The sequence below is a fragment of the Roseibium sp. M-1 genome (assembly GCF_054515675.1).
Map to the genome: position 1 here is coordinate 3,733,218 of NZ_CM137257.1, position 14,275 is coordinate 3,747,492.

The following is a 14,275-nucleotide window of genomic DNA, read 5'->3' on the forward strand; positions in this document are numbered from 1 at the left end:
AAACTAGCCTATCGGGCCGAGGCACGGGCCCTGTTTCCGGCACTGTCTTGCAAGTAGTCCCGTTGTCCGGAGAAGGGCTGCGGCTTGCCAAAAAGGTAACCTTGCAGGAATTCGCATCCGGCTTCGGTCAGGAAGGTGCGTTGCGCTTCGGTTTCGACGCCCTCGCCGACACTCTGCATTCCCATGACCTTTGCAAGGCTGAGCATGGACCTGACGAGCTGGTCCGCCTCCCCATCCTGGCCAATGCGGGAGACGAAGCTGCGGTCGATCTTCATCTTGTCGAAGCGGAACTTGTGCAGATAGCTGAGACTGGAATAGCCCGTGCCGAAGTCGTCGATCGCGAGACCGACATTCAGATCGCGCAGTCTCAGGAACGTTTCGCGGGTGTCCGGACTTTCCTCGAGCATCAGATCTTCGGTGATTTCCAGGATCAGGCGCTCCGGCGGAAAGCGGTATCTTGCCAAAAGTGACCCAACCAGGTCGGCAAAGCCGGCCTTTCGGATCTGGCTGGTGCACACATTGACGGAGACGCCGACGCCTGTCCAGGATGCGGCTTCGCACAGCGCCTGCTCCAGCACCCAGGCCCCGATTTCCGGCATCAGCTCCGCATCCTGGGCTATCGGCAGGAACATGGCGGGTGACACCAGGCCGCGTTCGGGGTGACGCCAGCGGAGCAGGGCTTCGTAGAAAGCGGTTTCGCCGCTGTCCGCCTTGACGATCGGCTGGTAGAACAGTTCCAGCTGGTGATCACGCAGGGCCCCATCCAGTTCGATCCGGATCTCGCGTCGCTCGCGCAGCCTGTCGTCCATGTGACGGTCGTAGAATCTGAAGGTGCTCTTGTCCTCGGCCTTGCACCGCTGAAGCGCAATATCGGAGGACCGGATAAGCGCGTGCAGGGTGTCGCCATGATCCGGATACCGGGCGATGCCGGCACTCACCGACGTTGCGATGCGCTTGCCGTCAAAATCGACCGGCTGGCGAAGTGCCTCGAACAGGCGTGGCATCTCCGCCATTACCTGCTCGCGGGTTTCCCATCGTTCCGTCAGGATCAGGAATTCATCGCCGCCGACCCGGCCAACGAGGTCGAACGGATCGAGGATCTGGCGGATGCGGTCGGCCTCGGTCACGATCAGGCTGTCACCCGCCGTATGGCTGTGAATGTCATTCACCTGTTTCAGGTTGTCGACATCAAGATAGATGACCCAGGCACCTTTCGACCTCGCCTTGCAGAGGTTGAGCCGTTTCGACGCCGTTGCGTGGAAATAACCGCGCGAGAGGAAACCCGTCAGGTTGTCGTGATTGGCCGCATACCGGGCTTCCTGTTCCCTTTCCGCAAGCCGGCGTTTCGCATTTGCATTCTGGCGCAGCGTTATCAGGGCGATCGTCAGGATGATGCCGAGAGCAATAATCAGCACCGGTATGGACGACAGGATGATCGACGAAGCCCGGCTCACGGGGTACCAGGCCAGATACCCGATGGTCTTGTCCGCGGCGTTGCTCAGCGGGACGCCGATCATGTCCTGCGGAACGTCCTTCGCGAAAGTCAGGTTGTCGAGCGACAGTTTCGCCAGCAGATTGCTGAGATGATTTGCGTCAATTTCAAAGGCTGTCACAAGGATGTTCGGCGGAGCTTCCACCATCCAGATGCCACCGGGGTCGGGCACGATCGCAAAGGCGGCAACGATATAAGGCCTGCCATCAATCTCGATAACGTCAACGCCGGAGACATCCTTCAGTCTGCCGGCGAAACGAATGTCTCCGCCGTCCGATTTGACCAGGCTTGCGGCATATTGCGCACGTATCGTCTGGAGTGTTCCCGATATGCCAGCCTCGATCTGGTCCCGGTAGAAGTCCGCAGTCTTTCTACCGTAGAGGTCGGCGGCGAACACGACGTTGCCTCTCTGATCGAGAAGTGCGGTGTAGTCGCGCATGAAATCCAGGGCCATGTCGACGCCGAAGCGGCTCTGGATCCAGTCGTTCGACCGGTTGGTCTCGATGTTCTGGTAGGCAGCGTTTGAAGCGGCGTAGCGCTCCATTTCCTCCAGAAGCAGCGCCTTGTGATTTTCAAATACACGGGAAACGGATCGCAGTTCACGTTGCGCGGCTTCCTGCTCGGACACGACAATCTTGAACAGGACCGCGCCGAAGGAAACGATGACGGCGCAGAACATCAGGAGTATCACAAGACCCGACGGCAAACCGAACACGGTTGATCCAGTGCTGCGCAGCCCGGCCGCCGCTTCACTCCGGTGTTCCTTGTCAGTTTGACTTTTGTCTGTTTTTTCAGACAGAGCGCGCATTCAAGATCTGTTTCCTGCAGGTCGGTCGGTGTTGCATTCTCGACGGAAACCCTTAATTTTTCTACTTGGTTGTGAAAAGGCAATCTACCAAAACCTTCCGGTGTAACCTGCTGTATCAGGAGCCCAAACATCAAAAGCGATGGTAAAAACACGCAGGGATCCAAAGCGCTCCTGACCGCATCCTTGAGCCTGTGCGGCATTATCGGGTTCTGGGGCGTCATCGATCCCTCAAGCCTTCTTGCTGTCGCCAGTACGGTCGTCGATCAGTATTTTGTCAGCCGCGGCTGGTTCGTGATGCTATCGGTCACCGTGATGCTGTTGTTCTGCCTCGGACTGACGGTCACCAGGTTCGGTGACATCAGATTGGGTGCCGATACCGACCGGCCGGAGTATTCCACGCCGACATGGCTTGCCATGCTGTTTGCGGCGGGAATGGGGGTTGGACTTCTGTTCTGGGCCGTTGCGGAGCCCCTGACACATTTCCATTTCGCGAAGGAGGCACTTCCGGCTCCGATTGCCGCGGAACAGGCATTGCTGGCGGCAAATTTCAACTGGGGTATCCATGCCTGGGCAATCTACGGAACCACCGCACTGGCAATAGCCTATTTCAGCTACCGGCGCGGTGCTCCCATGCTGGTCAGCGGTCCGGTAAAGAACCTGTTTCCGGGAGAAACCTGGGCAAGCGCCGTTGGCTGGATCTCCGACTTCATGGCGATTACCGCAATCGCTATCGGTGTCGGAGGCTCGATGGCCATGGGTGTCTTTCAGGTGGCCGACGGCATAGCCGTCATTTTCGATGTTCCATCGGCACCGATGCCCCTTGTCGGTGCGGTATTCCTTCTGATGATAGCCGCCTATGTTCCGCCGCTGTTGGTTGATCTCGGCAGCGGCATGGCCCGGCTGTCGAACATCGCGATGTCACTCGCCATCGGACTTGTCGTCTACACGATCGTCCTCGGACCATCCGAATACCTGATGAATTCCATTATTGGCGGCATTGGAAACTATGTTTCGGTAGTGATCCCGCGAGGACTGGAAACCTACACCTTCTATGGCAACGAGATCAGCAGATGGTTTCAGGACTGGACGCTCACCTACATGGTCTGGTGGATAGCCTGGGGCCCGTTTGTCGGCGTTTTCGTGGCGCGCATTTCCAAAGGACGCACAATCCGGGAATTCGTTCTTGGCGTGTTGATCGGGCCGACCCTGTTTTCCACGATCTGGTTCGGTGCCTTTGGTGGCATCGGCATCTACGAAGCTCTTGACGGCCAGGGCGAACTCCTGGCCATGACCCAGTCCAACGTCGAGCGCGTGACTTTTGCGCTGCTAGATCGGCTGCCCTTCGCAACACTGACAACACTGGCAACGATGCTTGCGGCGTTCCTGTTTATCGTGACGAGTGTGGTCAGCGCGGCGTTTGTGCTGGGCACGTTTTCGACCGGCGGAGATCCCGACCCCAAGCCAAGGGTGCGGCTGGTCTGGGGCTGCCTGCTGGGTGTGCTCGGCGCGGCGATGATCATGTCGGGCTCGACACAGGCAGTAAAGACATTGATCGCACTCGGTGCCTTGCCGTTCGTGTTCATCACGGTCCTCCTGCTGGCATGCCTTGTCCGGGCGCTCATTCAGGATGCCGGGAAAGGAGCGGGCCCATGCTGATCGGAGATCCGCTCGACACCCTGATGAACCTGGGCACGTTTTGCTTCATCGGCGCGATGATCTGGCTGGTGGTGCGCAAAGCGCCCTGAAGCGTTTCACAGTTAGATTGCGAAAAAAGGCCGCCCAACAGGACGGCCTTTCATCGGTTTTACCATACTGTCTGAAGGATCAGAGCTTGTCGGTCACCGCGGTCGATGTAGCGCCAGCGTCCGGCTCCTTGGAGATGACCGGGTCGGAACCGCCGCTCAGCAGCGACTTCACCGTCCGCTGGTAGGCTTCCATGTCGAGCTTGCCGTCGGAACCGTCAACGAGTTTGTTGATCTCGCCGACCATGCGGATCTGGTGCTCTTCGGTCTGGGCGCCGGTGGCGTCGTTTTCCAGCACGATCTCGGCAGCTTCCTCAGGGTTTTCAGCCGAGTAGGCCCAACCCTTCATCGAGGCTTTCACGAAACGGGCCAGCTTGTCGACCATTGCCGGGTCTTCCAGGCTCGATTCCAGCACATAGAGACCGTCTTCCAGCGTCGCCACGCCTTGGTCTTCATACTTGAAGACGACCAGGTCCTCGGCCGGAATACCGCCGTCGATCACCTGCCAATATTCGTTGTAGGTCATCGTGGAGATGCAGTCGGCCTGCTTCTGCAGCAGCGGGTCAACGTTGAAGCCCTGCTTCAGGACGGTGACGCCATCCGCGCCGCCCTCGGTCGAAATGCCGAGCTGGCTCATCCAGGACAGGAACGGGTATTCGTTGCCGAAGAACCAGACACCGAGGGTCTTGCCCTTGAAGTCTTCCGGCGAGGTGATGCCGGTATCCTTGCGGCAGGTCAGCATCATGCCGGACTTCTTGAACGGCTGGGCGATGTTGACCAGCGGCACACCCTTTTCGCGCGAGGCAAGTGCGGACGGCATCCAGTCGATGATGACGTCGGCACCGCCGCCGGCGATCACCTGCGGCGGCGCGATGTCCGGACCGCCCGGCTTGATCGTCACGTCGAGGCCTTCCTCGTCATAGAAGCCCTTGTCCTTGGCCACGTAGTAGCCGGCAAACTGGCCCTGGGTCACCCATTTCAGCTGCAGCGTCAGCTCGTCCGCGGCCTCGGCCGCGCCGGAGACCAGGCTTGCGCCCAAGACGGATGCAAGCGCCAGACTTTTCAATGCCTTCATTGCCATTCCCCTACTGGTTATGGGCAGATCCCCGATCGGTTCCGCCCTTCTCTGGAATTTATGTCACCCTTCGCCGATGCGGTTCGAAAGCGGTTCCCATCCGCTTTGCCTCACTATGAGGCACGTTCCGGCGATCCGGTCGCGTCCGGCGTCGGGGCATTTTGCCTTCTCGACCACCTTCGCTGACCATTTGGTCAAGAAAATCTAGAAAGGTGCCCCATCACTGGTCAAGGTTATTTTTTGTTCAAGGCGGTTTGGACGCACCGAATGGTAAAAATACGGCGGAAACAGAAGTTGTGATACCGGGGTCTGAGATTTTTGGTTGCCTGCCGTTCCGTCAGTGGAAACATACTCGAGCTGCATAGGGAGGAGTGTCCGGCCGAGAACCTGAAAAGGCTGCGGCCGGCGATGCCAATGGATCCAAAAAGATGATTTCCAAAGCGAACCTGGATTATCAGCCTCTGCCGCTGCCCGACCGGAGACAGTTCAACGACGCCGAAATGCTGCAGCGGGCGGAAGAGTTCTACGAGGATGTGCGCACCCGCCACACGGTGCGCCAGTTCACTGGCCAGCCGGTGGACCGGTCCCTCATCGAGACCTGCGTGCGCGCCGCGGGCACTGCCCCGAGCGGGGCCAACCACCAGCCCTGGCATTTCGTGGCAATCTCCGAGCCGGACCTGAAGCGCAAGATCCGCCTTGCCGCCGAGGAAGAGGAACGCCGCTTTTACGATGGCGGTGCCGGCGACGAATGGATCAAGGCACTGGAGCCGATCGGAACCAACGCCGAAAAGCCGCATCTGGAAATCGCCCCCTGGCTGATCGTCATCTTCGCACAGCGCTGGGGCACCTATGACGATGGCACCCGCTACAAGCACTATTACGTGCCTGAAAGCGTCGGCATCGCCACCGGCCTGTTGATCACGGCCCTGCACCATGCGGGTCTGTCGACGCTGACCCACACACCCAACCCGATGAAATTCCTCAACGACATTCTCGGGCGACCGGACGCGGAGAAACCCGTCATGATCCTCGCCGTCGGCCACCCGGCCGAAGACGCGACGGTTCCGGCGGTGGCGACGATCAAGAAGCCGCTGGAAGAGATAATGAGCGTGTTCGAGGGGTAGGGAAAGGCGGCACATTTCCATCAGCCTCATCCTGAGGAGCCGCTTCAGCGGCGTCTCGAAGGATAGGCCGCTTGCGCTGGAGTGTGCGGCCCATCCTTCGAGACGCGCGCGAGCGCGCTCCTCAGGATGAGGATGAAGGTATCAGACAGGCTGCCAGACCGGTCAGCCCTCACCCCGTCACATGTGTCGGTGCCGACGCCACGTTGGCCTTGATTTTCTCGATGAGATCCTTGCGGTCCTGGCTGCCGTCGGCGGCGTAGTTGAGGTTCTTGAAGAGCGATGTCTGCTCCGTGAAGAACTTCCTGACCGCGGCCTTTTCCTCGAAGGCGAAGTCCGTCCGGGCGATGCGGTAGACCAGGTCGAAAGTCTCCTGCTGGCGCTTCAAGGGAGCGGAGACATCGATATCGTCAAAGGCGTCCTGCTGCAGGTAGACCATGTCGAGAAACAGCGCCTTCTGCTGGATGACAAAGTCCTCGGTCGAGATGCCTTCCTCGCCGGTCACCTGCATCATGCGGGTGATGTCGTCGCCATCTTGGAGAAGCTCGATCATCTCCTCCACCCGCGGCACCCAGTCCGGGCCGATATTTGCCGCATACCAGTCGCCGAGCTGGACGTGGTAGCGCGACCAGGAAAGCAGCGGATCGACCGCCGGGTAGAAGCGCTTGTAGGCGCGCTCGGAAGAGAGGCCGAGGAAGGTCTTGACCGTGCCGAGGGTCGACTGGGTGACAGGTTCCTCGAAATTGCCGCCGGCGGGTGAGACCGTGCCGATCATGGTGAGGGAGCCGGTGTCGCCGCTTGCGGTCCTGAGCACGCCTGCACGCTCGTAAATGCCCTTGATGGCGCTGTCGAGATAGGCCGGGAAGGCTTCCTCTCCCGGGATTTCCTCCAGTCGGCCCGAGGTCTCACGCATTGCCTGGGCCCAGCGTGAGGTGCTGTCGGCGATCAGCAGCACGTCGTAGCCCATCTGGCGGTAATATTCGCCGAGCGTGATGCCGGTATAGATCGAGGCCTCGCGGGCGGCGACCGGCATGGAGGACGTGTTGCAGATGATGACCGTGCGGTCCATCAGCGTTCCGTCACCGGACGGGTCAGGCTGGTGCGGGAATTCGGTGATGGTCTCCACCACTTCACCCGCACGCTCGCCGCAGGCGACCACGATCACGATATTGACCGCCGAGAAGCGCGAGATCAGCGATTGCAGCACCGTCTTGCCCGCACCGAAGGGCCCCGGTATGCAGCCCATGCCGCCACGGGCGATCGGGAAGAAGGTGTCGATCAGGCGCAGCGTGGTAATCAGCGGCTCGCTCGGATAGAGCCGCTCGCTGCGGCCGGCCTTGACGAGGCCTTCGGGGAGCGCCCGGCGCACCGGCCAGTGCTGCACCAGGGTCAGGTCGCGCGTTTCGCCCCGGTCGTTCTTCAAGGTCGCTACCACCTCGTTGATGGTAAAAGTGCCCTCGCGGATGCGGTCGACGGTCCAAGTGCCCGTCAGGCCGAAGGGTGCCATGATCCGGTGCTCGAACCGGCCCTCGGGAACGGTGCCGAGCGTGTCGCCCGCCTTGATCGTGTCGCCGGATTTCACCTTCGGCTCGAAGGACCATTTGCGGGTCTGGTCGAGCACGTTGGTCAGGACACCGCGCGGCAGGAAGAAGCCGTGTTCGGCGGCGATATCCGCCAGAGGGTTCTGCAGTCCGTCGAAGACCGTGCTGAGGAGGCCAGGCCCCAGGGCCACAGACAGCATTTCGCCGCTCTGGATGACCTTGTCGCCGACGCGAACGCCCGACGTGCTTTCAAAGACCTGCGCCTCGGCCGATGAACCGCGCACCCGCAGCACTTCCGCCTTGAGGTATTCCCGCGGCCGGCCGTCACGCTCCGGCCCATGCGGAATGATATAGACCACCTCGTTCTTGATGAGCGGCGCATCCCCGAGTGGCGACAGGGTCACGAGGTCATCCTGCACGGCGACGATTTCCGCGGTGGGCTCGGGAAGCTGGACGTGGCTCGTCATGTCGGGAGTTCCTCAAAGAGAGTGGATGTGTCCGGTGTCCGGTCCGGGCCGGCCCTGTCCGGCACGGGTGCATCGCCAAGGGCCTGGGCGACGAGCGTCTCCAGGCGCGCACGCGCATCGGCCTCGTTATACCGGGACCAGCGTTCGACGATGACCCAGCGCAGCGCGTAGATCACGACGGCCTCGAAATCGAATTCATGCAAGGTGCCGTAGTGGCCGAGCTGGCGGAACACCTCGGTCAGGACAAGCCGTTCCATGGCGATGTGGTCGCCCTGCTGCAGCAGGCGATGTGCTTCGCCGACCCAGGGCATGAAATGGCCGAGCCCGAAGGCGGGGTCGTTCCAATTGGCCTTGATCCGTCCGCACCATCGGCCGTAACCCCAGGTCTCGATATCACCGGCGCTTTCCTGGCCATCGCGGCGGCGGCGGAGGGCCGCGATCAGCGTACGCGTTTCCATGCGCGCGACGACCAGATGCTGCAGGTCGGGATAGTCGTTCAGATCCGCCATGACCGCCTTTGCCCGCCGGATGACATCGATGTCCCGCTCATAACGGGCGACCCCCGCCCATGCGGTGATCTCCACCACTTCGCGCAGCAGACTTGCATGGTCCGGTTCCAGCATCGCTAGACGCTGCTTCAGCCGGAACTCCGAGATCGGCACGTCCTTGCGCGAAAACAGTTTGCCGAGATGCGGCAGACTGACCACCAAGGCGATATATTGGTGCGGCCGGCTCATGGTCAGCGCAGGACCCCTTCCATGACCGCTCTGAGGCGCGGCTGCAGGTGCCGTTTCAGCAGCGTCGCGATCGCCTCCCCGGTAAGGTCGATGGCAACGTTGCGGTCGGTCAGCTTCACCTTGATGCCGTCGAACCCGGGTGCGGTGGAGAAGGTGACGCCGTCGCGCAGGGCCTGACCCGCCAGGGCAATGACGAAATGGGTCAGCGTGCCCGGCTCCACCGCTTCCGGCGACTGTTTCAGCTCTTCGAAGGACACCACTTTTTCCGGCAGCACGATTTCCATCGGCTCGGCATCGCTGATCGAAGCGTTGTCCCTGGCGTTGGCCGCCATGGCGAGGATCAGCTTCTTCAGGAATTCCTGGTCGGCGAGGCTTGTCGCCACGAGGCGGCCGGCTTCCTGCTGGATGCGGTCGTCGAGTTCGTTGCGCAGCGTCAGGACGAGATCGCGCGCGGCGACCTTCAGACCGTCTTTCGTCGCCGCTTTCTCCTTCGCGGCCTCGGCTCTCGCGGCGGCGACGAGGCCGTCGGCCTTCTGCTGCGCCGCTGCGACAATCTCTTCCGCCTTTTGCCTTGCCTTGGTGAGAAGGGCGTCGGCTTCGGCCTGGCCGGCGGCAACGCCTTCCGTTTTCAGCCGGTCGATCAGCGCCTGGACACCGGCGCCGGCAGCGTTTTCCAGGTCCTGTGTCCCATTGTGCTTGGCCATCACCGCCTCCTAAGCCGGGATCGAGCCGGCCAGAACCAGCGCGAAGACCAGTGCGAAGACCGAAAAGCCTTCGAGCACGGCGGCCGGTGCCAGCGAAATGCCGAAGATCTCGGGCTTGGCCTTGGAAGCATGAATGGCCGAGGCAAGGACCTCGCCCTGGCGGATGCCCGTGTAGAGCATGGTGATACCGGAGAGCAGGCCAATGCCGAAAAGGGCCGCGCCGCTGGCTGCGTCGATGGTTCCCCGCTGCAGCGAGAACATGATCACGATGCCATAGATGACCTGGGAGGAAGGCATCAGCGAAACGCCGATGAAACGGCCATAACCGCCATCGCTGTCGAGCATGGCGCCGATGGCGGCGCTGCCGGCGAGCGCGCAGCCCCAGGCGCTGCCGATGGCGCCGAGCGCGACCGGAGCGAACAGGCCCAACCAGCCGAGAGCCACAACGAATTCGTTCACAGGCGTGTCTCCTCTTTCTTGAACGGACGGAAGGGCGTGCCCTCGTCCCGCAAACCCCAATTGAAAAACTCGATGACGTTCAGCCGCAGGCCGTGCACGCAGCCGGCGATAAGGCCGAGGCCGATGTTTATGCCGTGGCCGATGACGAGAACCGCAATGGCGATCAGGAGGCCGACGCCGTGGACAGCATGGTTGAGCTGACCGGACAGTGAATTGATGGTTTCCGCCAGCGAGGCCGCGGCAAGGCCGAGAGCGAAGAGACGCATGTAGCTGAGGACGTCGGAGAAGATGTTGACCACACGTGCCAGTGCCGCCAGCCCATCAAAGACCCTGAGACCGCCTGCCTTGAGGCTGTCGACCTTGCGATCGCTGCCGAAAAAGCCGACCAGCAGCAGGCCTGCAACAATTGAGGCGGGCCCTGCGGTCGCAAAGACGGTGTCCTGTCCGAGATAGGTGGCCAGGCCGCCAAGAGCTACCAAGCACCAGCCCGCGGGCTGCATGCGGCCACTCAGGGAGTGCTCATGCAGCACCCGCATCAAGTTGGCGATCACGATATGGACGACGCCGATCGTCAGCGTGATCTTCATCATGGTGTCGACATCCTTCAGATGCAGCACCTTCAGGTGATCGAGCAAACTGCCGGCAGGCGGCGCAACGCCGAAATAGCTGCCGGTGGCAACGCCAAAGAGCGTCGTCGAGATCATCAGCCAAACCGACATGCGGAAGAGGCGCCTTGCCTGCGGAGAACCTGTGAAACGGCCACGGAAGAGAAACAGCGCCAGAAGCAGCAGCAGACCGTAGCCGGCGTCGGTCATGATCATGCCGAAGAAGATCACGAAGGACACATAGACGATGGGAGACGGGTCCCAGTCGCGGTAGCCGGGTGTCTGGTAGAACTCGACCAGATCCTCACCCGCTTCCAGGGCGCGTGCGTTTTCCAGAAGGGTCGGCGGCTTGTCGTCCGCAGAAACCTCCTCTACCAGCAGCGCGACGCCGAGCTTGTCCGCAAGGGCCCGGATTTCCTCGCTCTGATCCCGCCGCGCCCAGGCTTGCAGCACGAAGACCCGTTCAAGGTCAGCGGTTTCGAGCGATACACGGTGTCGGGCAGAGCGGTCTTTCGCCTGCGCCAGGTTCTGCGCCAGCACGAAGCGCCATTTCGTCAATGCCTGGCGTTCCAGCTCGAGTTCTTCCAGTTGAACCGCCGCGTCCTCGTACTGATGTTTCAGGACGGAGAGCGGTTCCGCGCCGACATGGATGCGCGGCACCGGCATCGCATTGGCGGGGGGTTCTTCCGGCGCCAGCAGCACCGCATAGCTGCGGAACCTGTCCCTGTGCACGATTTCCAGGATCTTGCCGGCCGGGTCGATCTCCTTCAGTTTGCCGTTGGGCACCACGTAGAACCAGAGGCGGTAGTCGCCGAGGTCGGCGAGATCGGAAAAGCTGAATTCGCCCCAGGGTTCGACATCCCTGATGCGCTGGTCGAGGCGGACAAAACGGTCTTCGCAGTCCTTCTGCGCCTTCCGGTTTGCCAGTGCCTGGGCGACCACCTTTTCCAGGTCGAAATCGTCCGGATGTGTGACGGGACGCCGCTGCGCCGGACTGTCGGCCAGCCAGCGCAGGGCTTCGGCTGCCTCCCGGCCCCGGCCGGCAGGAACCGCTTCCAGTTCCTTCTGCGCGGACGTCAGCGGAACCAGATGCAGGGCGCCGAATTCCTGGGCGGCCTCCAGCACGCTCTCCTTGTCCGCGAGGACCCCGACCAGATTGACCTTGACCAGCGGCACGATGCTCATAGCTCGGCCGCCTTTGTCCCGGCCGCGCGGGCAGCCGTCTTGCGCTTGGAAATCTTGGCCCGGACGACCGCATCACGCTCCGCATCGGCCAGCGCCATGCGGATCTTCTTGATGTTGCGTTCGGCCTCCGGGATCAGCACCTTTTCAAAGAGATTGACCCGGCGCGAGATCACGGCTTCGGCCTCGATCAGCCTTGCGATCCTCTCCCTGGCGACATCCCTCTCCAGATTCAGGCGCAAAAGCTCCTGCATGCCCTTGACGAAGGGGTCGACCCAATGCGGCCGGGCCAGCAGCGAATAAGGTTCCACATCGACTTCGATATCTTCCAGCACAGGCAACCGGGTGCCGGAGAGGTTCTGTTCGCCGCGCAAGGCCTCCTTCAGGGTCACCAGGCCTTCCAGCGGCACATGCCGGTTCGCCAGCATCGGCAGGGTCTTCGCCAGGTCCGAAAAGCTGGCGGCATATGCGGCTTCCAGCCGCGCGGCGGCTTCCTTCGCCTTGGCGCGTTCGGCCATGATCTGCAGGCGCTTGAGTTCCAGCGAGGGCAGAAAACGCCTGTATTCGGCAAGCTGGGACGTTTGCCTCGCCAGAGAGGATTTGTTGAGCGCCAACCTGGCCATCAGGCCGCCTCCTCATCCGCGGCGCCCGATTTCTTCTTTGGGAAATATTTGTCGATAAGGCCCTGCTTCATCAGAAGCTGCTCCGGCTCGAAACATTCGGCCAGCGTCTGCCAGCAGAGGTCCAGCGCCTCTTCCAGCGGCTTCGACACCTCGATATCCATGAAACGCTTGCGGAAGAGGCCGCCGAATTTCAGAAGCTGGCGGTCATAGTCGGACAGTTCGAAGGCCATGGACTGCTTCTGCTCGGCGTCGCGGGCACCGGAATAGAAGCGGATCATGGTGTTCATGATCTGGTTGTGATCCTCCCGGGTCACCTTGCCGATCACGTGCTGCTTTAGCCGCGACAGCGAACCGAACGGGTCGAGCACGCCGCTGTGCAGATAGAACTGGCCCTCGGTGATGTAGCCGGTGTTGTCCGGCACCGGGTGGGTGATGTCATTGCCGGGCATGGTGGTGACGGTGAGGATCGTGACGGAGCCCGAGCCCTTGAAGTCGCAGGCCTTCTCGTAGCGCCGCGCAAGCTGGGAGTAGAGATCGCCCGGATAACCGCGGTTGGCCGGCACCCGTTCCATGGCAATCGAGACTTCCTTCATGGCGTCGGCAAAGGCGGTCATGTCGGTGAGGAGCACCAGCACGCGCTTGCCTTCCTCGACCGCGAATTTCTCGGCCACCGCCAGAGCCATGTCGGGCACCTGCAGGCGCTCCACGACCGGGTCGGAGGCCTGGTTGATGAACATCACCGTGCGCGGGAAGACGCCCGCATCCTCGAACTGCTTCCGGAAAAAGGCATAGTCGTCGAAGATGAGGCCGAGCCCGCCGAAGACGACAATATCCGCGTCGGCCTGAATGCCGATGCGGGCCAGGAACGGATTGTAGGGTTCGCCCGAAACCGAAAAGATCGGGATCTTCTGGCTTTCCACGAGGCAATTGAAGATGTCGATCATCGGCACGTCGGTGCGGATCATGCGCGAGGCGAGAACGCGCTTCATCGGGTTGGCCGAAGGCCCGCCGATCGGCACGGTCGGATCGCTGGAAAGATCCGGCCCCTGGTCGATCGGATGACCGGCACCGTCAAAGACGCGGCCAAGAATGTTGTCGGAATAGGTGACTTTGGCCGGCTCTCCGAGAAAGCGGACAGAGGCGTTGTTGGCGAGACCCTTGGTGCCTGAATTCACCTGCAGCGAAACCATGTCCCGGTCGATGTTGATCACCTGGGCAAGCGACGTCGCGCCATTGCCGCCGTCGACCAGGGCGAGGTCGCCCAGGCAGGGGCGGCCTTCGGATTCGGCCCTTGTCGCCGAGACCTGGAGACGGATGATGTCGCCGACGATATCGACAATGCGCGTATGGGAGACCAGCATCAACGCCTCCTTGGGAAGGAACCACTCAATACACATGCGCCAAAGCGGCAAATGCCGGCGGGCACAAGACCCGCCTCCCGGCAAACAGGATCATCTTAGGCGTGATCTTCGCGCCTGCACAACCGGCGCATCGCCGGATTTGGAGCGCTCGCCAGCAGCTTCAACCGGAACAAAGTTAAGAGACAAACGATTGCGGACGTATGACCTGGATCAAGCGTTTCGATCGGAGCAGCTTTACTACCTCAAGTTCCGGAACCACGCACCCGATCGGACCTGATAACCGATTTTGGAAAACGAAATCGGGACACCCGCAAAAGAAGATGTCCACTCTTTTTTCAACCCTTGAGCGGCAACGAAA

General features: G+C 61.5%; 11 protein-coding genes. 2 read left to right on the forward strand and 9 right to left on the reverse strand.

Annotated features, from left to right (window positions below; genetic code table 11):
• Positions 1 to 8: 8 nt before the first annotated feature.
• Positions 9 to 2,207, reverse strand: a complete 2,199-nt coding sequence (locus ACX3M4_RS16825; RefSeq protein ID WP_459354153.1) for a putative bifunctional diguanylate cyclase/phosphodiesterase — start codon at positions 2,205 to 2,207, stop codon at positions 9 to 11.
• Positions 2,208 to 2,483: 276 nt separating this feature from the next.
• Between ACX3M4_RS16825 and ACX3M4_RS16830 the strand changes: the two genes are divergently transcribed.
• Entirely contained in the window at positions 2,484 to 3,956 is a 1,473-nt protein-coding gene (locus ACX3M4_RS16830; RefSeq protein ID WP_459354154.1) for a BCCT family transporter, read from the forward strand.
• Positions 3,957 to 4,124: 168 nt separating this feature from the next.
• On the opposite strand, the gene ACX3M4_RS16835 is transcribed toward ACX3M4_RS16830, so the two are convergent.
• On the reverse strand, positions 4,125 to 5,117 hold the full coding sequence (locus ACX3M4_RS16835; protein ID WP_459354155.1) for an ABC transporter substrate-binding protein: 993 nt from the start codon (positions 5,115 to 5,117) through the stop codon (positions 4,125 to 4,127).
• A 428-nt stretch (positions 5,118 to 5,545) separates the two neighbouring features.
• Here ACX3M4_RS16835 and ACX3M4_RS16840 point away from each other — a divergent pair, with 428 nt between their 5' ends.
• A complete protein-coding gene (locus ACX3M4_RS16840; RefSeq protein ID WP_459354156.1) occupies positions 5,546 to 6,241 on the forward strand; it encodes a nitroreductase family protein in 696 nt (231 codons plus the stop codon).
• A 169-nt stretch (positions 6,242 to 6,410) separates the two neighbouring features.
• Here the strand turns inward: ACX3M4_RS16840 and ACX3M4_RS16845 are convergent, their stop codons facing one another.
• Genes ACX3M4_RS16845 through ACX3M4_RS16875 form a run of 7 tightly spaced genes read right to left on the reverse strand, consistent with a single transcriptional unit; the run spans position 6,411 to position 13,917 of the window.
• Positions 6,411 to 8,246: a V-type ATP synthase subunit A gene (locus ACX3M4_RS16845; RefSeq protein ID WP_459354157.1), complete on the reverse strand. Its 1,836-nt coding sequence runs from the start codon at positions 8,244 to 8,246 to the stop codon at positions 6,411 to 6,413.
• Positions 8,243 to 8,983, reverse strand: coding sequence for a hypothetical protein (locus tag ACX3M4_RS16850; protein WP_459354158.1), 741 nt, complete (start codon positions 8,981 to 8,983; stop codon positions 8,243 to 8,245). Before ACX3M4_RS16850 ends, ACX3M4_RS16845 begins: the two co-directional genes overlap by 4 nt.
• Positions 8,984 to 8,985: 2 nt before the next feature.
• Complete coding sequence (locus ACX3M4_RS16855) at positions 8,986 to 9,687, reverse strand: hypothetical protein (RefSeq protein WP_459354159.1); 702 nt, start codon at positions 9,685 to 9,687, stop codon at positions 8,986 to 8,988.
• 9 nt (positions 9,688 to 9,696) lie between these two features.
• A complete protein-coding gene (locus ACX3M4_RS16860; RefSeq protein WP_459354160.1) occupies positions 9,697 to 10,146 on the reverse strand; it encodes an ATP synthase subunit C in 450 nt (149 codons plus the stop codon).
• Positions 10,143 to 11,936 carry a V-type ATP synthase subunit I gene (locus ACX3M4_RS16865; RefSeq protein WP_459354161.1) on the reverse strand — a complete coding sequence of 598 codons (1,794 nt, stop codon included), beginning with the start codon at positions 11,934 to 11,936 and terminating at the stop codon, positions 10,143 to 10,145. Before ACX3M4_RS16865 ends, ACX3M4_RS16860 begins: the two co-directional genes overlap by 4 nt.
• Positions 11,933 to 12,556, reverse strand: coding sequence for a V-type ATP synthase subunit D (locus ACX3M4_RS16870; RefSeq protein ID WP_459354162.1), 624 nt, complete (start codon positions 12,554 to 12,556; stop codon positions 11,933 to 11,935). Before ACX3M4_RS16870 ends, ACX3M4_RS16865 begins: the two co-directional genes overlap by 4 nt.
• Positions 12,556 to 13,917, reverse strand: a complete 1,362-nt coding sequence (locus ACX3M4_RS16875) for a V-type ATP synthase subunit B (protein ID WP_459354163.1) — start codon at positions 13,915 to 13,917, stop codon at positions 12,556 to 12,558. The genes ACX3M4_RS16870 and ACX3M4_RS16875 overlap by 1 nt, the downstream gene beginning before the upstream one ends.
• Positions 13,918 to 14,275 lie beyond the last annotated feature (358 nt).